The sequence below is a fragment of the Carboxylicivirga agarovorans genome, assembly GCF_050589845.1.
In the GTDB taxonomy this organism is placed as follows: Bacteria; Bacteroidota; Bacteroidia; order Bacteroidales; family Marinilabiliaceae; genus Carboxylicivirga; species Carboxylicivirga agarovorans.
In genome coordinates this window covers 16,701-39,457 of the sequence record NZ_JBNGPA010000033.1, presented here as the reverse complement: position 1 = coordinate 39,457, position 22,757 = coordinate 16,701, and the positions used below count along the sequence as shown (strand labels likewise).

General features: G+C 40.5%; 14 protein-coding genes. 3 read left to right on the top strand and 11 right to left on the bottom strand.

Translation table 11 applies throughout. The features are described from left to right. Window positions 1-103: 103 nt before the first annotated feature. Window positions 104-667: a YceI family protein gene (locus ACRD69_RS20985; RefSeq protein ID WP_430817109.1), complete on the bottom strand. Its 564-nt coding sequence runs from the start codon at window positions 665-667 to the stop codon at window positions 104-106. A 286-nt stretch (window positions 668-953) separates the two neighbouring features. Between ACRD69_RS20985 and ACRD69_RS20980 the strand changes: the two genes are divergently transcribed. Next, complete coding sequence (locus ACRD69_RS20980) at window positions 954-3,338, top strand: glycoside hydrolase family 3 C-terminal domain-containing protein (RefSeq protein WP_430817108.1); 2,385 nt, start codon at window positions 954-956, stop codon at window positions 3,336-3,338. A 55-nt stretch (window positions 3,339-3,393) separates the two neighbouring features. After that, window positions 3,394-4,827, top strand: coding sequence for a glycoside hydrolase family 125 protein (locus tag ACRD69_RS20975; protein ID WP_430817107.1), 1,434 nt, complete (start codon window positions 3,394-3,396; stop codon window positions 4,825-4,827). Window positions 4,828-4,905: 78 nt separating this feature from the next. On the opposite strand, the gene ACRD69_RS20970 is transcribed toward ACRD69_RS20975, so the two are convergent. Then, window positions 4,906-7,236: a TonB-dependent receptor gene (locus tag ACRD69_RS20970; protein ID WP_430817106.1), complete on the bottom strand. Its 2,331-nt coding sequence runs from the start codon at window positions 7,234-7,236 to the stop codon at window positions 4,906-4,908. Between the two features lie 161 nt (window positions 7,237-7,397). On the opposite strand from ACRD69_RS20970, the gene ACRD69_RS20965 reads away from it, so the two are divergent. After that, entirely contained in the window at window positions 7,398-9,611 is a 2,214-nt protein-coding gene (locus ACRD69_RS20965; protein WP_430817105.1) for a DUF748 domain-containing protein, read from the top strand. A 73-nt stretch (window positions 9,612-9,684) separates the two neighbouring features. Here ACRD69_RS20965 and ACRD69_RS20960 read toward each other — a convergent pair whose 3' ends face one another. The 9 genes from ACRD69_RS20960 to ACRD69_RS20920 form a co-directional block, all read right to left on the bottom strand. Beyond that, window positions 9,685-10,026, bottom strand: a complete 342-nt coding sequence (locus tag ACRD69_RS20960; RefSeq protein WP_430817104.1) for a single-stranded DNA-binding protein — start codon at window positions 10,024-10,026, stop codon at window positions 9,685-9,687. Between the two features lie 18 nt (window positions 10,027-10,044). Beyond that, window positions 10,045-10,413 (bottom strand): hypothetical protein, encoded by a 369-nt coding sequence (locus ACRD69_RS20955; RefSeq protein ID WP_430817103.1) that lies wholly within the window; start codon window positions 10,411-10,413, stop codon window positions 10,045-10,047. A gap of 21 nt (window positions 10,414-10,434) precedes the next feature. Next, window positions 10,435-10,977, bottom strand: coding sequence for a hypothetical protein (locus tag ACRD69_RS20950; RefSeq protein ID WP_430817102.1), 543 nt, complete (start codon window positions 10,975-10,977; stop codon window positions 10,435-10,437). Further along, window positions 10,971-12,560: a hypothetical protein gene (locus tag ACRD69_RS20945; protein WP_430817101.1), complete on the bottom strand. Its 1,590-nt coding sequence runs from the start codon at window positions 12,558-12,560 to the stop codon at window positions 10,971-10,973. Before ACRD69_RS20945 ends, ACRD69_RS20950 begins: the two co-directional genes overlap by 7 nt. 888 nt (window positions 12,561-13,448) lie before the next feature. Further along, the gene (locus ACRD69_RS20940) at window positions 13,449-14,735 is read right to left on the bottom strand and encodes a serine hydrolase domain-containing protein (RefSeq protein ID WP_430817100.1); all 1,287 of its coding nucleotides are present in this window, start codon (window positions 14,733-14,735) and stop codon (window positions 13,449-13,451) included. Window positions 14,736-14,763: 28 nt separating this feature from the next. Then, window positions 14,764-15,450 carry an ABC transporter ATP-binding protein gene (locus tag ACRD69_RS20935; protein ID WP_430817099.1) on the bottom strand — a complete coding sequence of 229 codons (687 nt, stop codon included), beginning with the start codon at window positions 15,448-15,450 and terminating at the stop codon, window positions 14,764-14,766. Between the two features lie 42 nt (window positions 15,451-15,492). Beyond that, window positions 15,493-17,832, bottom strand: a complete 2,340-nt coding sequence (locus ACRD69_RS20930) for an ABC transporter permease (RefSeq protein ID WP_430817098.1) — start codon at window positions 17,830-17,832, stop codon at window positions 15,493-15,495. Between the two features lie 26 nt (window positions 17,833-17,858). After that, complete coding sequence (locus tag ACRD69_RS20925; RefSeq protein ID WP_430817097.1) at window positions 17,859-20,180, bottom strand: ABC transporter permease; 2,322 nt, start codon at window positions 20,178-20,180, stop codon at window positions 17,859-17,861. Between the two features lie 197 nt (window positions 20,181-20,377). Beyond that, window positions 20,378-22,711 carry an ABC transporter permease gene (locus ACRD69_RS20920; protein WP_430817096.1) on the bottom strand — a complete coding sequence of 778 codons (2,334 nt, stop codon included), beginning with the start codon at window positions 22,709-22,711 and terminating at the stop codon, window positions 20,378-20,380. Window positions 22,712-22,757 lie beyond the last annotated feature (46 nt).

Sequence of the window (22,757 nt, the reverse complement as noted above, 5' to 3'; positions counted from 1 at the left end):
CTTTAAACAAATGAGTCCGACTTTAGGTCGGACTCTCTAAAAATTAAGGTCATATAATTAGTTAATAAAAATCTGAATCAACAGGCAGTTTACACTTTTATCATCAAAGAACAACCACTTTGAAAGCCAGTTCAAACTCATCATAAATCATTTTATCCCCAAGGTTGTCGAAGAATTTACCGGAACCATAGCGAACATCAAATTTAGTACGGTCCACAACAAGTTTTCCTTCGAACGTATTACCACTGTTGCTGACGTGAAAGCTAACAGGATGTGTTTTACCCTTAATGGTCAGGTCACCATGTACCTCGTAACCGTCGCCCTTGGCTTTCACTTTTTTGAGTTTTAACTTACTAACAGGATGTGTTTCAACTCCAAAGAAATCATCAGATTTAAGGTGCCCTACCAACTTGGCATTGTAATCATCATTCTCAATATCGGTACAGGTTATCGTGCCCATATCAACAACAAACTCACCACCCACCAGCTTTTTGTCCTGCATTTCAAGACTACCTGACTTAAAAGTAATTTTTCCTGTGTGTTCCCCGGTTACTTTTTTACCTAACCAGGTAATATCGCTCGTTTTGACATCTACCGATTTAGTTTGAGCAACCATGCTGACCGAAGCAAACATCACGATAGTAAAAAATAATACAGTCCTTTTCATATCTATGGGTTTTTAAAGTAAGTAATTAACAAGAAAACATAGACTTGCATTGAAAAGTTCAAAGATCACCCTGTTAAAACTTTGTTAACTCACAATCAAATTAGTTGGTCGTATGTTCATACCCACCCCGGCAAAAAAAGCGGACAAACAGCCCCTAACTACTGTTTATCTGAATATTACACCCAACACTATGCTATCATTGAGATAACATCGGTCAATCCATTCACTGGCAAAACACCTGCTTGATTGCTATTTTTACTATGACAACATCTAAGCAATTACCACTATGAAAACTTCCACATGGACATTCGTCCTGTTGTTGCTTTTTGCGCTTAACAAAGCAGGTGCCCAAAGCAGCATGTATAAAACCAACTGGATTGATTTTAACAAGAACGGACAAAAAGATGTTTATGAAGATCCCGATGCCCCTATTGATGAAAGGGTAGAGAACCTATTAAGTCAGATGACCATTGAGGAAAAAACCTGTCAGATGGTGACCCTGTATGGCTATGGCCGGGTGGCCAAGGATGAATTACCGACCAAAGAATGGGCCAGTGAGCTGTGGAAAGATGGTTTGGGAAACATTGATGAAGCCTCTAACGGCGTATATGAAGCAGCTAAATATAAGTACCCCTATGACAGGCATGTATGGGCACTTAACGAAATTCAGAAGTTTTTCATAGAACAAACACGTTTAGGAATTCCTGTGGAATTTACGAACGAAGGGATACGCGGTCTCAACCATTATAAAGCAACCTCCTTTCCGGCACAAATAGGCATGGGATGTACATGGAATAAAGACCTTCTCCTCAGTGTGGGAGAATGTATTGGTGCAGAAGGGCGTGCTTTGGCTTACAACAATATTTACTCCCCGGTTCTGGATGTTGCGCGCGATCAGCGCTGGGGACGCATTGTGGAAAGCTTTGGCGAAGATCCCTTTTTGGTTACGGAGCTGGGCATGCAGATAACAAAAGGCATTCAATCAAATGGTTTAAGCAGTACGCTAAAGCATTTTGCCATATACTCAGCGCCCAAGGGCGGGCGCGATGGACATGTGCGCCTTGACCCTCATATTTCGTTACGTGAAATGCATATGATTTACCTGTATCCATTCAGGCGTACCATACAGGAGGTAGGTGCTTTAGGCATTATGAGTTCTTACAACGATTACGATGGCATCCCGGTTACAGGCAGTCATTATTTCTTATATGACCTACTGCGAAAACAATATGGTTTTAAAGGTTATGTGGTATCTGACAGTGATGCTGTAGCCTGGATCTACAGTAAACACAGGGTCGCCGATTCATACAAAGATGCCGTCAGGCAAGCGGTTGAAGCGGGGCTTAATATTCGAACCACCTTTAATCACCCCGAAAACTTCGTCAATCCACTTCGCGAACTCATTCATGAAGAAACCCTGTCCATTGAGTTGATCAATGAACGGGTGAAGGATGTATTGTATGTCAAATTTAAAGAGGGCCTTTTTGACACCCCATACAAAGATGAGAAGCTTGTTAAGGCTGTGGTAAGGTCAGACGAGCATCTGGAATTAGCGAAAAAAGCATCACGCCAGTCACTTGTATTACTTAAAAACAACAACGTCTTACCACTTGATGCTACAAAAATGAAGCATGTCCTGGTTGTTGGTCCCAATGCCATGGCAGAAAGCAGTTCGATCAGCCGATACGGAGCCCTCGGCATTGATATCATCTCGCCGCTTGAAGGCATCAGACAATTCATCGGGGATAAGGTTAAGGTCGACTATTCGCCAGGTTGCAATCTGCACGATAAACACTGGCCACACTCCGAGGTGATAGATTACCCTTTAAGCTCAGAAGAAAGCGCGATGATCAATGAGGCTGTCGATAAATCAAGAAACAGTGATGCCATTATTGTTGTATTGGGTGAAGATGAAACAATGGTTGGTGAAAACCTGAGCAGAACATCGCTTAATTTACCCGGGCGTCAGCGCGATTTGCTCAAAGCACTAAAAGCAACGGGCAAACCGCTTGTTGTGGTGCTGATCCATGGACGCCCCCTTTCGATTAACTATGCTGAACAGGAAGCAGATGCCATATTGGCGGCCTGGTTTCCCGGTGAATATGGCGGACAAGCTATTGCAGAAGCTCTGTTTGGACAATACAACCCCGGTGGAAAATTATCGACTACCTGGCCCGCATCAGTCGGACAAATACCGCATAACTTCCCCTATAAACCATTCTCTCAGGCCGGACAAGCCAAAGAAGGTCCCAACGGAACCGGTGAAAGCCGTATAGTTGATCCTTTATATCCCTTTGGATTTGGCCTGTCCTATACAACATTTGAATACAGTGACCTGAAGATTGACAACAGGCTGTCGACAACATCAGGCACATTGACAGTCACCTTTAACATTAAAAACACGGGACAATGGGCAGGCGATGAAGTACCACAGCTATACTTTAATGATGAGTTCAGCTCTGTGATCACCTATGAGTGGCAGCTACGTGCCTTTGAAAGGGTGCACCTTCAGGCAGGGGAAAGCAAGACAATAACATTCAGACTTAAACCGGAGCATTTCGCCCTCTTAAACCGTAATATGGAAGAGGTAACTGAAAAGGGAATATTCCAGTTAGCCATAGGATCTTCATCAACTGATATCAGGTTAAAGGAGAAGTTTGAAACAAAGTAGATACCAAGACATTTGAATGGCCTGGCCATTCGATCTGTATAAATGAGCATATAATATGAAACGAAGAAATTTTATCAAACGATCAGGCATGTTGGTGGGCGGTGCGCTTCTGGCACCACCAATAATGACAGCTATGGATAAGACAATCAATTTTGAGTCAATGAGACCTGTTACAAGTAAACGCTGTTTTACAAGTAAATCGGTTGAAAAGCTCATTGATAAGGTAAAAACAACCATGGCCGATCATGAACTGGCCTGGATGTTTGAAAACTGCTTTCCTAACACCCTTGACACAACAGTAGACTTTGAATACATAGATGGTAAACCCGACACTTTTGTAATTACAGGAGACATTGATGCCATGTGGTTACGGGACAGTACTGCGCAGGTTTGGCCCTATATGCCACTGATAAAAAAAGACAAAGACCTGCGGGAACTCATTAAAGGCCTCGTCTTTCGTCAGACCAAGTGCATTATACTTGACCCTTATGCCAATGCGTTTTATAAAGATGTCACCAAAGTATCAAAATGGAAAAGTGACAAAACCCAGATGCTGCCGGGTATTCATGAACGCAAGTGGGAGATCGACTCACTTTGCTATGCCGTTCGACTGGCCAACGAATATTACCAGATTACCGGAGATAACAGCATTTTTGATGATGACTGGCAGGAAGCCGCACGCTTAATTGTGCAAACCTTTAAAGCAGAACAGCGAAAAGACAAAACAACGCCTTATACCTTTAACCGCACAACAGGTCAAATGCTCGACAGCCCTGTACATTGGGGTTTAGGGCGGCCAATAAAAGCAACAGGACTTATCTGCTCTATGTTCCGCCCTTCCGATGACGCCACCTTATTTCCATTTCTGATTCCTTCCAATGTTTTTGCTGTGCTGAGCCTGCGACAAATGGCTGAGATCCATGCCGGACTGCTCAATGACCAAAGCTTTGCCGACGAATGTAACAGTCTTGCCGATGAAGTAGATGAAGCCATTAAACAATATGCCATCGTGGAGCATATGCATTTTGGTAAGATCTATGCCTATGAAGTGGATGGTTTTGGCAATAAAGTGTTTATGGATGATGCCAATGTGCCATCATTAATGTCTCTGGCCTACCTTGGAGCGCATCAGCCTGATGACGACTTGTACAAACGCACAAGGGCTTTCCTGTTAAGCAACAACAATCCTTACTTTTTAAAAGGTAAAGCCGCTGAAGGACAGGCCAGTCCCCATACGGGACAGGATAATATCTGGCCCATGGGCATCATACTGCGTGCCATGACAAGCACTGATGATGATGAGATAATAAAATGCCTGAAGATGCTGAAAGAGACCCATGCCGGAACAGGCTTTATGCACGAGAGCTTTCATAAAGATGATGCTAAGAAATATACACGCGACTGGTTTGCATGGGCCAATACACTATTTGGCGAATTGATCGTTAAGCTGCATCATGAGCGTCCGCATATACTAAAGGTCACTGTTTAGATAAAAACAAAAAAGCTCTTCAACATCCTAAAACCCATCTGGTATGCTGAAGAGCTTACACCTAAGCGACAATTATCATTAAAACTCTATGCGATAGTTAATAACCGGAAACAATGCCCACTGATAGCCTTCCTCCACTATCTCCTTATTAGGATTCCAGTAGTCGTATGCAACTGCCTGAGCATTGCTTACATTCTGAATATCCAACTCCAGGGTCTGCGTACTCTTCTTTCTGTTGATCCGATAACTCAGTTTCAGGTCAACTTTGTAAAAAGTATCTCGCTGCTTACTAAAGGCGGTTTCATCGGGACGAACCGTATAGCCTTTTTCAAAGGATTCATCCACATCAATTGGAGAATAATAATTACCACCTGCGACAACTGTTCTAAGATTGACTCCCAGGGTTTTATTGTTTTCCGACCCTAAGGGGAAATCCTTTCCTCCTGTGAAATTAATCACGTAACCATTATTAAAGCGCGTATTGCGTTCCTTCTTATCAAAGGCTTTATACTTTGAATCAAATACTGAAGTAGTCAGTAAGAAATAGGTATTGTTACTCAGATACTTCTCCAAAGTAGCCTCAACACCATAGTTTTTACCTGTACCATCATTATTCAACTGATCAGTGATATATCCTGACATATCGTTGAGAATAGAATAGGAAGAACCTTCTTCCATCTCAACAGGTACATCGTACAGGTACTGATAATAGGCTTCAAGTTTAAAAAGCAGGTTGCGATGAATGCGGTTCTCATATCCAACAACATACTGCATGGACTTCATCAGCTCCAAATGTTTGTTATACTGCTCAATACTGCCATCTTCCAATAAGGTTCGAGCCAGATAGATGGATGTATTTTCAGCTTTGGAGTGAAGACCGGCACCGGCAGTAAAGGCCTGGTCGTCCCTGAATTGCCAGCGCAAACCAAGTCGCGGATCAACCGAGTAATTACCGTTTATATTCATATACTGCGCATGAATACCTCCTGTCAGCGTCAATGTGGGCAGAGGCCTCCACTTAACACTGCCATAGCCGTTGACAAATCCTGCCGACCCCTGATCATTTAATGAGGTATATATTTGTTGTAATTCATCATCATATATCTCCATGTTCATGTCGTAGAACTGATGATTATAAAAGGCTCCTCCTTTAAAAGTCAGTTGTGAATTTAATTTATGCGTCAGCTCACTCCCTGCCCTCAAGGTATGGTAAACAAAGCGATCGCGTCCCCTGAATTCATACGCATCATTGTCCTTTATATACTCTTCGTAATACCACTTATTAAATGTTCCGGTATATGATACACTTGACTTCAGGTAGGTCTGGTCATTTAAGGGACACAGGTAATTCAAACCCGTTACCCACATATCTGCTTCAAAGTCCTGTTTATAATCTTCTTCATCAGCAGTGATATAACTGTATCCGGCTACGCCAAACAATTGCAGCTTACCTTTTTTACATCCCGGTAAATTAATATTAAACGAGGCATCAGCATATTGAGGCACTGCTTCACCAGCTACTTTCACTCCCATGTTTTTTAGTAAGGCCAGGGACGAATAACGACCGTTAACCAGGTATGAACCACCCTTTGCCATGGGACCTTCTGCAGCGGCATCGATGCCTAAGATACCTCCCTGAACGACATACTCGCGTTTTTGATCATTACCCTTTCGCAAGTCAATATCAAATACCCCTGATACGGCATTTCCAAACTCGGCGGGGAAGGCACTGGTGTAAAAATCTGAATTACTAAGAATAGAACTATTCAAGATACCAATGGCTCCACCTGTTGCCCCTTCATTGGCAAAATGATTGGGATTAGCTACAGGCACACCTTCGATACGCCATAATAAACCGCGAGGTGAATTTCCACGGACAATTATTTCGTTATTCCCTGTGGGATCGGCTATGACCCCTGCATAAGAAGCGACCATACGTGCGGGATCATTAAAACCACCCGCATACCGTTGCGTCTCCTCAACAGTAAAGGAACGGGCACTGATCATGGCCATTGAATTGGAAGCCTTTCCCTTCTGCTTCGATCCTGTGACCTTGATCTCCTGCAAGTCAGTAACTGATTCTCGCATCTCAACTTTCAACACAACTTCTTTACCAGAAGAAAGCAGCACATTGGGTAGTTCAAGGGGTTCATATCCCAGAAACCGAAAAGCCAGATCGTAGCGATCAACAGGCATGGGCTCAAAAGCAAAATCTCCATTTAAATCAGTAATAGTGCCAATTACCGGATCGGAACCATTAATAACGACAGCCACTCCTACCAATGGCATTTGTGTATCTTCATCGACCACCTTACCCCTGATAATATTATCAGCTGATGGATTATTTGCCCTGGCAATAAGGCATAGCATTCCCACGACACATAGTGCCCATTTTTTTGATAAAAACATGACTTGATGATTGATTAGTTAATTCACCCTTAAAGACATCTAATAAATTTCAGGGATGCATCACAGAAAAAAAAACTCAAAATTATCAATCATTTCTTAATTTGTTTTGTTGTACTTTTACGCGTTTACGTTTATATAATAATTAAGCTTTAGCCATAACTATGAAACAAATTAAGAAAAGGTATTATGTACTTATCACCTTAGCACTAATTGTTTTCCTCGTACTTTTTTTCCTGTCTACTTTCATAAAGAACTACATTAATAAAAACAGCCTTGAGTTAACCGGCAGAAAGATCGAACTCGGGGACTTACATATCAATTATTTTAAAGTCGCTGTCAGTGCATCTGATCTAATGGTTTATGAAACCAATCAGGTCGACACCTTTGCCGGTTTCAGAGAATTATCCGTCAATTTTGACCCAACAAAACTATTTCGCAATACCTATTCTTTTTCCAGTATTTTAGTTGATAGCCTGTTTGTCAACACCATTATGGATGAAAATGGCTTTAATTTTGATGACCTGATGCCGGTAGCAGACTCAAGTGCAACGGAAACGGCTGATACGATCCCTTCCAGCCCCTTCCGTTTTGCCATTCATGATATCAGATTTATACATGGTCACTTTAACTTCATTGACAAAACGGTTGACAATGAAATTAAACTGGTAGACTTCTCACTTAATTTACCTTTGATCGCCTGGGACAGCGAATCCTCCGATGTGGGTATTGATTTTAACCTTGGTGAAAAAGGAAAAGTATTTGTGGGAGCCCGGGTTGACCAGATCAATCAGAAATATGCCATTGATCTTAAGGTCGATAAGTTTAGCTTAAAAGACATATCGAGCTATGCTGAAAATGCTATTAATATTGGAGGAATAAATGGCTATGTAAACACCGATTTGCGCATCAGAGGCAGCATGGAAAATACCATGGAAGTGTATGTAAGTGGTTACAGCAGTTTAGACTCTGTATACTTATGGGAGCCTGATGGTACTGATCTATTCCGCCTGCAACATGCTAAAGTGACACTCGATACTCTTGACATAGACGATCAGCGATATAACATCTCAGAAATTCTTGTCAAAAAGCCGGTTATTACTGCAAGCCTTTATAAAGACATGAGTAATTTCGAACGTGTTTTATTGCCGCTTATGGCCACCGACAGCCTTCAACAGGACTCCATAGCCCAAGTTGATACTACTGCTGCTGAAACACCGCTGAATTACAAGGTGACTAAGTTTAAGCTTGTTGATGGTGAGGTGTTGTTTGCCGACAATACTTTATATCGTCCGTTCTTATATGATTTGAAAAACATCAATATTGAGCTTAATGATATCGCCAATGATCATGAGCATATTCCTGTATCGTTTTCGATCAACCTCAATGACCAGGGGAGACTGGCCGGGCAATCATTTATCAACATGGTAAATCCTCTCATCTTCAGCCTTGATGCCAATTTTGAAAAAATGCAGCTATTGAGTTTCTCACCCTATTCTGAATATCATATTGCCCGTCCTGTTACCCAGGGCGATTTAAATTACCACCTGAACATTGATATGCAACCAACCCAAATGGTCAATACGAATAACATTGTGATCAATGAATTGGAAATAGGTGAAAAAACACAAAATGAAGCAAAGGTAAAAGCTCCTGTTAAACTCGGGCTTTACCTGATGAAAGATCCGAAAGATGTCATTAAAATTGATATGCCTGTTGAGGGTAACCCTTCCGATCCTAATTTCAGCGTCAGCAAATTGATATGGAAAGCCTTATCTAATTTGCTTGTTAAAGCAGCGGCGTCGCCCTTTAACGCATTGGGTAATCTTGTGGGTACACGCCCTGAGGAATTAGAATATATACCGATGCCATATGCACAGGATTCCATTGCTCTTGAGCAGAAGAAAACACTGGATAAGATTGCTCACATACTTGAAAAGAAACCACAGCTTGTCTTTAAATTTGCTCAACGCACCGACCCTGATACTGAGAAAGATGTCATGGCAGTGGCGATTGCCAAAAAGCAAATGCTGACGGAATCAATGCCAATGAACAGTGAACAACAAATTGAACGATACAGGGAACGTCTGTCAGCAATGGAAGACAAGGACCCTGATTTTATTGCATACCTCAGGTCGAAAGTCCCCGGTTCGGAAGGCATGTCGGTTACTGCTGCCTCGCGAAAATTAATTGGGGAAGATCAACTGGATGATGCTTTTACCAAGCTCCTTATTAACCGTAACGAGAACATCAGTTATTACCTTACCCAGGAGAAGGGTGTGGATTCAACGAGTATAGAGGTCAGAACAGCAGACCTTCGAAATTTACCGGAACAATTAAAGAGCTGCAATTACAAGGTAGAGGTATCGATAAAGTAAGTAGCTACAGAAATACAAAAGCCCTGGAATTTACCTTACACAATAAATTCCAGGGCTTTTTATTTGCACTTAGCTAATTCTTTAAGCCAGGAAAAACAATGTAACAACCCAACAATACTTCAGTGACATACCTTGTCTGTTTGTTTTTGTCTTCATATTGCCGGTATGTTAAGCGACCTTCAATGGCAAGTTCATCGCCTTTCTTCAAATACTTTTGAGCAACTTCTGCCAGTTTGCCCCAGGCGATCACAGTGTGCCAATGAGTTTCTGTTTTCTCCTTTCCGTTGACATCAAAAAAGGTTTCATTGGTGGCCAATGTAAATTTGGATCGTTTATGCCCACTGTCAAACGTCTTGGTCTCCGGGTCCATGCCCAAATTCCCTACTAATTGTACTCTGTTCTTTAAGATTGTCATAATGAATGTATTTAATGATTAATATTTTGTTGATAAAGTTCCTGAATGCCAGCTACGTTGTCTAAGCTGACGGGTAGTGGTATTGCCATTAGTGTCGATTAATTGGTAGGCTGTTTCTTTCTTTTCATTGTGGCTTAATCCCTCGTAAGTCACATTGTTATTTCTCAACCCAATCCATGCAAAGTCATCATATATCTGTTTTGAATGTTTTCCGTTATCAAAACTTTCAATAAGATCGGAAAGGGTGTCAATGTAGTGGGCTGCCATCATCTCATGCTGTGCATCAGAAGCAGGTGTTCCATTGGGTGTATCCCATTCATATATTTTATAGTAATCATAAATCCCTGGAAAATTCCTTTTGATAAAAAGCGCCATGAATAGTTTCATGCATAATTATTTTGCTTCACCTTAATCATCTTTATTAAGTTTCGGTGGTGGCGGAAGGATTTTCTCCTTGAAAAAGCCTGTTGTATCACTTGTTATATATTCTACTAGTTTTGTTGAAATAAGATCATATTCGTATGAACTACCATAAGAAAACCACCATAAACGATCATATAATACTCCATACTCATCAGTGAAAAATATATCTTCTTCTTCATCACTGCTTTGTTCGTCATTATAGACGTATTTATACACAGTATAATTGGCTCCATTTATTTTGTATACCTTTGTTTTGTGAAGCTCGAAAATCACATTTTGACCAACTAGTATTGAATCATTATGATATGACTTCCTAACTTTCATCACATGATTCTTTTTGGGAATTTGAGTAACATAAAAGATTGAATCTCCAGTGATTATTCTTTGAGTTCTTACTGTATCGACTACTGACATTCCTCGATGGCTATGATCCTTTTCATAACCAATCAGCAGGTTGTTTTTATTTTCTATTTTAGCGCACGATAGCATAAACAAGAAAATAATGATGATTTGTGTTATCTTTACCAAGTACATTCTTTTTCTCCTTTATTAAATTCTTCTGTTTTATCAAATATATCATCCCTCTCATCCTGTGTCATCGATTTCCATTCATAAGAATCATCCAATCCACTCCAACTAATAGCTGTGTAATAATCTATTGAATACTTGTTATTATCCAATAGTGCTAATGTTTTGGCTAATTTAGGCACATAGTGTCTTGCCATATATTTATGATGATAGTCGGTTCCATAATGATTATAATAAGCAAAAAGTTGTTCAAAACTATTTGGGTCAAGTTGATCTAACCCACCTGCTGCAGCTACTTTTTGATATATTGCTGCATGTATGGTTTCATGGATAATGGTTTTGGCAATAAAAACAGGTACATTTTTGTCAAAATAATGTGAATTAATCAGTATTGTCCATCTATTGCCATCGGGAATTATTTTACCGTATGCATTGTTTCCATTTCGAGCTATCAACTCAGGCACAACCTTATAAGTAACATCATAAATATCAGAACCAACAAACTCTTTAAGTAGTTCTTTCATTAGCCCAGTGTTTTTAATTTTATCATATACACACTCTGCCTTAGTATCTTCAAATGATTGATCTATTATAATATCAGGTATGGGACTTACAACACTGGCACCAACACCCCCTTTCGGTTTGTCGTCATTTTTTTCATCATTTGTGATAAAATCAGTACATCCATTAGGCATTGTGTACCAGGTATAATTATAATATTCAGGGAAGTAATAACCCAATGGTTCATAGCTATTGGATAATACCTGGATGAACCTTTGCATTACCGCATACATTATTTCTGAATAATATTCAAAAAGTAACCATTTATCATCTTTAAAAAGTTCATGATATCCACAAGATACATAAATAAAAGCCTCATCAGCGTTTCCATAACTTTTGCGGTAATCAAATATTTCTTCTCCCTCATAGAAGTTATATAGCCATAGAACGCCCTGAAGGTCTTGAGTTATTCTTTGATGACTTAAATCTACTGCGGTATTGCCACGTGATACGCGTGGCAAATAAAAGCCTACATGAACACGATTATATCCCTGATAATTTTTTGCTTTCAACTTCTCCTCCGGCTCAACCTTTATATCTTCAATAGGCCCTTCTGCCTCCAGGCAATTGACAGCGAACTCTTCCAAACAGTCATCAATAAAATAACCTTGCTTTTTGAGCTTGTGGAACTTAAGGCTTGAAAAAAACTTATCAGAAAAATAGGCTTGTTCCAGATAGGCCTCGTCAATGATAATGGGTTGCAGACTATTGTCTCCGGCTTGTGGTTCTTTGTAACACACAATGGTTTGAATAATGTCATCCTTTATAAACGGTATAACATAGCGTGTATTTTCATTGTGGCCCTCAATATAGGCTGTTTCCCACAGGGCCTGTCCATAGAGTTGTTGCAGGTCGGTAAAACCGTTGTCGGGTACCTTGTTGAGTTGCTCAATAATGTAGTGAGCGTCATTATTTTGCACCGCTGTGCTGATTGTCGGTAAGGGCGTTTCTTTTTGGCAGTGCCAGCAGGTGATGGCAACAAGCAAGAACAGGCTGGTTGTTGTCAAACAATTGTTTTTCATTGCTTTCAGATTTTAGTTAAGGAATAATTGAAGGGGGATGACCGGTAACAGAAGACCGGTGGTCGGGGGCTGTAGTGTGTGGGTGAAATCCCCATCCCCACACCTGCGGTATGGTACTTCCTCTTTTCCACTTGTAAAAAAGGAAGAATCGACCTGAATGATAACACGCAGTCAAGCGATGAATGTGGTGGAGGTACTAACATGGTAATGTGAGAGGCACTAACACGGTAATGTGAGAGGCACTAACATGGTAATGGTACTAATCTCCAATTGCATCTATAACATGCATGAAACGAACAAGACGAGCTTGTTTTAACAAGTTGGTGCCATTAGAATACTGCGTACACACCTCCACACAATTTGAACCTTCTGTTGTTTATTGGGAACAGTGAAAGTTGATTGCCCATGATCGTTGGTGACCAATTGTTGTGTTGTTACTTTTAAAAATGAAGTTGCCATATGTAAAGATTTAGTTGTAAATAATAGCCAGGTCAACACCTGGTTACAAAGACAATTTCATTAGAAAAATCAGTAATTGATATGGGGAAAATTAGTATTTATCACCTATGTTAAGCAGAGTTTGAAAATCGCTTATTAAGCACATCTATACGCCTAATTAACAAGCTATTAAAAAACCTTCAAATGTTTCCATTTAGCTGTAAAGGCAGGCTGGAGCGTATTGCAAAAAAATAATTGAGAAAGTCAATGGGAAAAATAAGTATTTTTAAATTGAGAGGATTAGGTGTTAAAGGTGATTGCTGCGCACCAGAGATGGATGTATTGTTTCAGGCATCAGCATCGCGGTTCAAGCGATGTTTGTATATCAGCGTATAAACAACAATATAGGTAAAGAGTAGCTTATTAAGATCATCTATTATCAACCCATTATTACAAGGCTTTACCAATAGTATACATCAGGCTTGTGTATTCTTTATCACCTGTTGCTCCCAGGCGAACCATTACCAGGTTTTTATCAGGATCGACATAGAGTACTTGCTTCATTATGCCCAATGCATAAAACTGACCGGTATAAATTTGCAGGCCCCACTTGTATTCTGCCGCATCACTCCAGAGTTTATCCCTGTATCCTTCCCTGTAATTGGCTTTAACTATTTTACGGATGTAATAATCTGAATATTTTTCCTGGTATTCTTGTTCCCATAGTTCCTGAACTGCATTGCTATCATCAAAATATTTGGTGTTTAAACTATCACGTCCATAGCCCGAAAAACTATACCATTGATTTTGATAACCATCATTCCCGGTATTAGGAGTAGTGGCGCTTGTCACCCACTCTTCAGAAACAATTTGTTTCCCGTTCCAATTGCCCTTCTTCAAATACAAACTGCCGATCTTAGCCAGGTCGATAGCTGTTGCATTGAGACCACAATAGGCTTTTGCCGAACGATGGTGCTTGTCATCCACGCTCCAGGTCGCGCTATTTTCCATTCCCATAGGAATCCAGACTTTTTCTTCCAGGTATTGGCCCAATTCTTTGCCGCTGGCTTTTTCAATGGCTATACCCAGCAGTGCTGTACTCGAACTTTGGTAATCGTGAACTGTTCCCGGCTCATGCTCAAACTCCAGGCGCTTGAGTTGAGCGAACTGATTACGCCCATAATACAATTTAGCCATATGCGAGAATGGATTACCATATGACTCATTGAATTCCATACCTGAACGCATGTCCAACAAATGCTGCAGGGTCAGACGTTCGTATTCAGGAGCCCTGCCTTTTAATTCGGGTATGTATTTAACAATCGGATCATTGACATCATCAATATAGCCCTCATCAATGGCAATACCCATAAGCAATGAAGTTACCGACTTAGATACCGAGAAGAATGTTGATATATCATCGGACTGATAAGCTTCGTAGTACTTTTCAAACAACACACTGTCGTTTCTGATGACCACAAAGGCATGGGTGCTGGACGCTTCCAGCATATCCGCTAATAATATGGCCGAATCTTTACCAAAGGTGATCTTAAGGGTATCAAAAAGAGCCCTGTTACCCTTGTGATAGTGCCAGGGCTTATCACCGGTATTGACTTCTGTATAAGGAAAAATCTTATGGTCGGTAACATCGGCCTGGTAATAAACCGCCTCACGATACAGCAGTTGGCACGATGACAATACTACAAAAAGGGTTAAGGTCAGGATCTTGAATTGCATACTCTAGTTTCTTAAGTCAGATAAATGTCTATTGTACGGTAGCTTCAACAGGTTCTTTCACAACACGTCCGTCTTTTAAGCGGATGACGCGTTTACCATATTGGGCAAATTCCTCGTTGTGGGTGACCTGCACAATGGTTGTTCCTTCTTTATTCAGTTCTTTCAGTATATCCATGATCATGCGTCCCTGCTCTGAATGAAGATTACCGGTTGGCTCATCGGCCAATAAAAGCCTGGGTTTGGCTGCTATGGCCCGGGCAATGCCCACCAACTGCTGTTGACCACCTGATAACTGGGCCGGAAACAGGTCTTTTTTACCCACCATATTGAAGCGGTCCAACAGATCGGCCACAATTGCCTGGCGTTCTTTTCGCTTAATACCTTTATAGACCAATGACGTTTCTATGTTTTCTGCAACGGTCATCTCATCGATCAGATGATAGGCCTGGAAAATAAAACCAATATAGTTGCGATGGTATTCAACACGCTTCTTCTCTTTTAAAGTCGTCATCTCTTCGTCAAAGAAATGATATTCTCCTTCATTGGCTTCATCGAGTAAACCAATGATATTAAGCAGTGTGGACTTACCCGCTCCTGATGGTCCCATTATACTTACAAAATCACCTTCTTCAATGGTGATATTTACATCCTTAAGAACGTAGGATCTTTGTGATTTGTGGTTGAAATATTTAAAAATGTTGTTCAGTGTGATCATGGAACTATAGTTTAAGATGTTAGATAATTAATAGCATATGTTTTATTCGTATCGCAATGCATCGACAGGATTCAATACCGAGGCTTTATAAGCCTGATAGCCACTGGATATGAGCGTGATAAAAACGGACATCAGTAATATCAATGCCACATCGGCAATGGTAAAAGCGTATTTGTACTGACCAGGCATTGAGCGTTGCAGAAAATCGGCCAAGGGATAAACTATGATATTCGCCAGTACAGCCATGACCAGGTACCTTTTGGTTATCAAAGGTAATATTTGCCAGACTTTAGCGCCCTGCACCTTTCTGACCCCAATTTCTTTGATCCGTCTTTGGGCAGCATAATATATCAGTCCGAATAATCCCATTGCTGCGATTACAACAGCCATGACAGTAAAAAACAAAATTGTTTTCTTGGCACTGTTCCATATCTTCAGCTCCAGTCGCTTTAGATTTGTATCGTAGGGGCTGACCTCAAACAACACATCTTTAAAATGCTTATTCATTACCTTATTGATATGTGCCAGACTACCTGCCATACTCTCAGGATGCACCTTAAACGTCAGATCGCCGGCTTGTGACAGATCAGGGTCTTTTAAAAATAGCAAATAAGGAATAATTGGATTATGAACATCCTCAATATTAAAGTCTTTGATTACACCAACAACAGTATAGTCACCTTCACGCTCAAGCTTTTTTCCGATAGGGTCATCCCAGCCAAAGGCACGTGCTGCCGTTTCGTTAATGAGACATGCCTGCTTATCATTGGTGAGCTCATCAGATAAATTCCGTCCCTCAACCAAGGTCATACCCATTGTATTTAAGTAGTTGGAACAGGCCGCATTCCATCGTGCAAAGACTGAATTCTCATTTGACCACCCCTGTGGTATCACCTGGGTGCCCCAGTTGGAATGCAAGGGTGAGTTGATGGATGTTGTCATATTCATGATGCCCGGATACGATAATATTTCATCTCTTAAGGCAAGGTACGAAACTGAACTATTTTGTTGAGGCATGGAGCAATGCAAGAGGTGTTGTTTTTCAAAGCCCAGGTCTTTATTGGTCAGAAACCTGACCTGACGATAGCCCCAAAGACTGACAGTGATTAATATTACTGATAAGAGAAACTGAAAGTAGACCATTGCCTGTAAGCCATTTATCTTATTCTTTTTGACAACATTGATGCGCTTTAACACCACAACCGGTCTGAAGTTAGAAACCACAAATGCAGGATAAGCACCTGATATAAGTCCAGTCAGCAGAACAACTCCCAATAAGAACAAGGTAAAACGATAATCGGCAAACAGATTCAGGTCGATATGACGTTCCACCATGGAATTAAAAACCGGCGACAACAGATAGGCGATAAATACCGCCAACACAAAAGCAACAAGCGAGATAGCCACACTTTCACTTAAAAACTGGATAACAATATTTCGTTTACTGCTTCCTATGCTTTTCCTCACTCCTATTTCCACCTGTCGCAATGACGAAAAAGCAGTTGTCAGGTTCATAAAACTAACACATGCCAGAAGTAAGATCATTAAGCCCATGACTGAGAACAGGTAGATAACCACCCCCCTGTCATCACGTGGATTTTCTTTTAAATGAAGTGTACTGAGCGGATTCAAATAGAGAACACGCCCCTCATTCGGATCGTGCTTAATAAGAACATCTTTAATCTTTTGTGATATATAGGAATTATCAACATTGGGTTTTACCTGCACATATACCTTAAACGAATAATTGTACCAATTATCGTCATAGTTCTTTAAGATCGTGGCATTGGATCGAAAATAGTCAAGTTGCATATGAGATTGCTCCGGTATATCCTGCATGATGCCGGTTACCAGCAATTCATTTTTCTGACCATCATAGATCGTTTTTCCCATGGCATTTTCACCGGGAAAATACCTCTCCGCCATTGACTGACTCAACACGATCGAATTGGGTGCGTCCAGCGATGTTTTTTTATCCCCTTGTACGAGAGGAAAGCTAAACATATCAAAAATATCAGACGGTGCCCAGCATCCATTGTGCTCTTTAAAAACCAACTTGTTATCGGGAGACAAAAACTCAAACCATATTTCACGATATACCAGTGCTTTTTCAACCTCGGGCACATTTGTTTCCAGGTAATTTGCTACCGGAACAGGTATCTGGCTCCAGTCATCCACACGGTCATTGAGCTTGTAGGCCTGCGCCCTGTATATAGTCTTGTAATTGGTATTGAATTTATCAAAGTTCTTTTCATACTGCACATACCGGGCTACCAGAAAGAAAGCCGCCAAACCAATAGCAAGACACAAGACCTGAATAAAAGACAGTGTCTTTTTTCGTTTGAGGTTTCGCCAGGCGATTAACAGGTAATGGTAAAACATAATTTACAGGTTTAAATCTTCAACTATTATTCATAACGCAGGGCTTCAACCGGATTCCGTCTGGCTGCACGCCAGCTTTGCCAGCTCACGGTTAATAAGGCAATACCCATGGCCGCCAATCCCGCCAGGGCGAATATCCACCAGCTAAGCTCTGTTTTATAGACAAAATTCTCCAGCCACCTATCCATAGCATACCAGGCAACCGGACAGGCGATAACAAATGCAATGGCAACCCATTTCACAAAATCTTTATTGAGCATGGCTAGTATCTCTGACACCTTGGCGCCGTTGACTTTTCTAATGCCAATCTCTTTAGTTTTAGTATCGATAATGAAAAAGGTTAAGCCTAACAATCCCAAGCAACTAACCAGTATCGTTAACAAGCCAAAAACTGAAATTAATAACTGCTGACTTGCCTCCTTTTCATACATCTCTGACACCAATAGGTTCATAGGCTTAATCGTAAATGGACCATCTGCCTGCGCTTTTAGAAAATTACTTACACCTGCCTGTACATTGAATACATTAGCAGGATCAGTTTTTATTAGCAAATGATAGGTGCTGGTCGTATTGTAACGGATCACCAGGGGCTCCACTTCAGTATAAAAATCCTCAAACAGAAAGTCACTGCACACGCCTATGATAGTGTATTCTTTAAAATTCTTAAGACGTATATCCATTGCACTGTCAATACCTCCCAACTGCCTGGCAAAGGTCTCATTGATAATAACACTGTTTGACTCATTAAATTTTTCAGGCATGAATGCCCGGCCGGCTAATAATTTAACCTCCATGGTCTCAAACATCTTTTCATCACCTTTATACATCACCTTGTATATTTCCTTTTCACCTTCGGGAGCATCTACCTTATTAAAACTCGTGGTTCGACTACCCAGGCCGTCGAAACTACCATTGGTAAAACTAAAGGACTTGATGTGTGGATTGGATCTAAGGTATTCACTAATAGCGGCTTTATTTTCCTGTAAGGGATAATCCCAGCATTCTGCAACAATTACACCCTGCGGATTATAACCTTTATCACTGGTAGTTGTATAACTCAACTGTCGTTGCATGACGTAGGCTGCAATACAAATGACAATGGCTATACCAAATTGAAAAATCACGAATGCTTTACCTATTGTTGGCCGGCTTGATTTCATATTTACATTGCTGATCAGCTTTTGCCTGGCCTTCACTCCATAGTAAAAACTCGGGTAAACCGAGACGATAAGGGCGATTACGAAAGCTATGACAACATGCATGGCTACGAACCAGCCTGTACCAAATAATTCCAGGGGATTCAATTGAAAAGACCTTGAAATAATGGGTAATATCTGTATGCTGATCAAAACAGATAAGCACATCGCGATGAAGGCATAAACCGCGATCTCCAACCAGCAATCCATGATATAGTTAAAACGGGTGGCACCTAAAAAGCCTTTTACAGCCATTTGTTTTTGACGACGGCCAAGGCTGGCAACCAACAAATTAACAAAGTTTAAACACGACACCATCAAAACCAGTATTCCGCTTAAAAACACCAATAATACATGCCCCTTGAGAGACGGTTCTCCAGGATGATCTAAATGCAATTTGTTAAGCGGATAAAAAGACAAGGTCATATCAAACTGATGATCTTCTTCAAATACCACATTGAGCTTTTCTTCGAGAGCATGAACAGGCGTTTGGGGCTTGATCCTGGCTAAGGAATAATAACAAAAGTTATCCCATCTGTTACAAGGCTTGAATAGCTCTTCGCTGAGTTCAAATAAACAAAGTGATGTTGGCTTAAAGCTAGAATTGGATGGAAAATCCTTATACACAGCTCCTACGACTGCGTTCACCGAATCTGCCACCACAATATTGTTACCAATACAGTCGACAGTGCCAAACAATTTATTGGCTATTGTTTCGCAGATAATGATATCATTACCTGTCTCAAACAACCCGGGTTTAGATGCTATAAAGTTGAAATCCAGAATATTCAGAATTCCTCTTTCCGTTGTATTAATCTCTTCAAACAGAATATTCTCCCCGGCTTTTATTTTCGTTTTGTCAGGCCAGTATTGATAGGTTACAACCGACTCCACCTCGGGATATTTATCCCTGATATAACCCGCCAGTTGGAAAGGAACCACCAAATCAGACTCCTGAGACTCATTATCCACCCACTCAATCAAATACACCTCATCATGGTGTTCAAAATTCTTGTCGTAGGAAAAATGCGTATAGGTCCATATTGAGATCAGAATAAAGCTACTCATGCCAATGGTGAGCCCGATAACATTAAATAAGGCAATATGCTTGAGTGCTAATATGTTTCTGATGGTTTGATGTAATTTCTTCATAGGTATTGGGTCGTTTGTTCTATCTGTGAGGCTTCCCTGTTTATTTTTACAGCGATTGACTCTCTTATAATGACACTAACTACATGCCAAAAACTTATCTCTCTATATTACTGTCACATACATACAAACAGCCGCTTATGACATGTTGGAATTTCCAACACTCGTGTCTTGATTTCCAACAATATTAGTAAGGCATCTTACTCATACCTTAGCGCCTCAACAGGATTCCTGGTGGCAGCTTTCCAACTCTGCCAGCTGACGGTTAAAAGTGCGATGCTTAAAGTAAAAACACCGGCAAGGGCAAATATCCACCAATCAAGTGTGATCTTATAAGCAAAGCCATCAAGCCACCTGTTCATTGCATACCAGGCGACCGGCACCGCTATGACAAAAGCTGCAACAATCAGTTTAAAGGTACTTCGGTTCATATTAATAACCAGGCGAATACTTTTTGCTCCATTCACTTTTCTGATCGCTATTTCTTTTGTTCTTTTCTGAACAGCAAAAACTGTCAATATAAAAAGGCCTAAACATGATATGATAATGGCAAACAGGCTAAGAATTGGCATCAGGCTCTGAAATTCAATTTCCTGCTTATACATGTTATTGTATATATCATCGATATAGGAGTACTCGAATAGTTTATCGGGAAATACCTCATTAAAAACCTGCTCAACAGCAGCAATGGTTTTATCGGAGTGGTTCTCATCCAGTTGTATATAGTAATCGCCCCAGCTGCTGCGTACCGGATACACAATCAAAGGAAGAATCTCATCATGTAAAGAAGAGATATTAAAATCCTTAAGAACACCGATAATTTTTATATCATTAGTGGATTCAATATAGCTTTCAAGAGGGATGTTATTGTTGATTTTCGAAGCTGCTGTTTCGTTGATGATACAAACGCCCGCTGTTTCCTCCTGTTTAAACACGCGCCCCTCCTTCATTTGAATCTCAAAGGTTTCAAATAATTCAGGCGATGCATAAAGCACCTTGAAAAATACATTCTCATCTTCTCCCTTGAAGCGCATGGTAGAAAACTCACCCACCTTAACAGGGTTGTTTTTGGAGAAGCAAACACTTTCAAATCCCTCAATTTCGGATAGCTTATCTTTAAAAACGTCGAGCTTTTTTAAGGCCTGGTTATTGCCACTGATTTTAATAATATTGTCTTTTTGCAAGCCGGTATCATAGGTGAGTATGTGCTTATTCTGAAGATGAATAACAAGTATGGCGATGGTGACCATAAGCGTTCCGCTAAACTGCAATAATGTTAAGGACTGCCTTACCCTTAAAGCCATTTTTGAGGTTTTATTCTTTTGAGGAAGGGCATTGATACGCGATAAAATAACTGCAGGGTAAAAGCCACTGATCACCCCAACAAGAACAGGTATACCAATAAAAATCAACAACAATGTAGTAATTGAAAAATCAATTGACACCGGTTTGGCTATCACTTGTGAAAAGTAGGATGCCAGGAATTGTGCGATAAGAAAACCAAAGACCATGGATACAAACACCGTGATAATGGCTTCACTGATGATTTCTAATCCCAATGCAAAACGCTTTGCGCCAAAGGATTTCTTAACTGCCATTGATTTGGCAAATTCAAATGACCTTACCGTTGCAATATTAATATAGTTGACAATCGTAATAAGCAGGATAAATAAGGCGAGCAAAGCATAAATGGTTATCTTTTTCTTATTGGCAGTTTTAAGGTTACTATATTGAGTTATATTGAAATGCGCATCTTTGAATGGCAATAGCTCAATGTGTGCATAGTTGGAAAAGTCTTCTTCCGGATATATGCTCGACAGACGTTTGCGAATGCGCTCATCCAGGTGGGCTGCCAGTGACTGGTTATCGGCATCTTCCTGTAGCAACAGATAGGTTTCAAAGTTATTGCTTCCAAAGTTGTTAAACATACCCTTCCAACCCCACAGTTGTTCAAGCACTTTCACATTGACCAGTACATCAAACTCAAATACTGACTCGTATGGATAGTCCTCTATAACAGCTGTTACTTCCAGTTCTATGTTTTCACCAGTTAATATTTCTCCAACAGGATTTCTATCCCCGAAGATGCGTTGCGCTGTCGATGCGTTTAAAACAATACTATTGGGTTGCTCTAAACAGGTTTCGGCATTACCCAATATTGTTTTTAGTTCAAAAAAGCGATTCCACGTTGAATCAACGAAAAACACATCCGTCTTAAACATGTTGTAGTTTCCTTTTTCATCAACGGAATTTAACTGGGCATCAAACTTAAGTGTTCGTAGATAGGTGTCAACATCAGCGCTTTCATCACTGAAAAACGGTCCGTATGCCGGTGGGGTTATCGCTCCGAAGCCATGGTGAATACGCACGATTCGATGGGCATTGGTCTGGAAATCATCAAAGCTTAATTCACTGTATATATGAGTGCTGATCAGCAACAGAATTGCCATAGACAAGCTCATACCTACTGAATTAACGATAAAGATCATCGGGCGTTTTCTGATTCGGTTTATTATTTCTCTTATGTTGGTCATGATAACAATCTTTCAATAGTGGTTCAATAATATCATCTCTTCAGCA

Excerpts from the sequence above, each read along its gene's own strand:
- ACRD69_RS20985 (WP_430817109.1), bottom strand. The coding sequence starts at position 667 with ATGAAAAGGACTGTATTATTTTTTACTATCGTGATGTTTGCTTCGGTC.
- ACRD69_RS20980 (WP_430817108.1), top strand. The coding sequence starts at position 954 with ATGAAAACTTCCACATGGACATTCGTCCTGTTGTTGCTTTTTGCGCTT.
- ACRD69_RS20975 (WP_430817107.1), top strand. The coding sequence starts at position 3,394 with ATGAAACGAAGAAATTTTATCAAACGATCAGGCATGTTGGTGGGCGGT.
- ACRD69_RS20970 (WP_430817106.1), bottom strand. The coding sequence starts at position 7,236 with ATGTTTTTATCAAAAAAATGGGCACTATGTGTCGTGGGAATGCTATGC.
- ACRD69_RS20965 (WP_430817105.1), top strand. The coding sequence starts at position 7,398 with ATGAAACAAATTAAGAAAAGGTATTATGTACTTATCACCTTAGCACTA.
- ACRD69_RS20960 (WP_430817104.1), bottom strand. The coding sequence starts at position 10,026 with ATGACAATCTTAAAGAACAGAGTACAATTAGTAGGGAATTTGGGCATG.
- ACRD69_RS20955 (WP_430817103.1), bottom strand. The coding sequence starts at position 10,413 with ATGAAACTATTCATGGCGCTTTTTATCAAAAGGAATTTTCCAGGGATT.
- ACRD69_RS20945 (WP_430817101.1), bottom strand. The coding sequence starts at position 12,560 with ATGAAAAACAATTGTTTGACAACAACCAGCCTGTTCTTGCTTGTTGCC.
- ACRD69_RS20940 (WP_430817100.1), bottom strand. The coding sequence starts at position 14,735 with ATGCAATTCAAGATCCTGACCTTAACCCTTTTTGTAGTATTGTCATCG.
- ACRD69_RS20935 (WP_430817099.1), bottom strand. The coding sequence starts at position 15,450 with ATGATCACACTGAACAACATTTTTAAATATTTCAACCACAAATCACAA.
- ACRD69_RS20930 (WP_430817098.1), bottom strand. The coding sequence starts at position 17,832 with ATGTTTTACCATTACCTGTTAATCGCCTGGCGAAACCTCAAACGAAAA.
- ACRD69_RS20925 (WP_430817097.1), bottom strand. The coding sequence starts at position 20,180 with ATGAAGAAATTACATCAAACCATCAGAAACATATTAGCACTCAAGCAT.
- ACRD69_RS20920 (WP_430817096.1), bottom strand. The coding sequence starts at position 22,711 with ATGACCAACATAAGAGAAATAATAAACCGAATCAGAAAACGCCCGATG.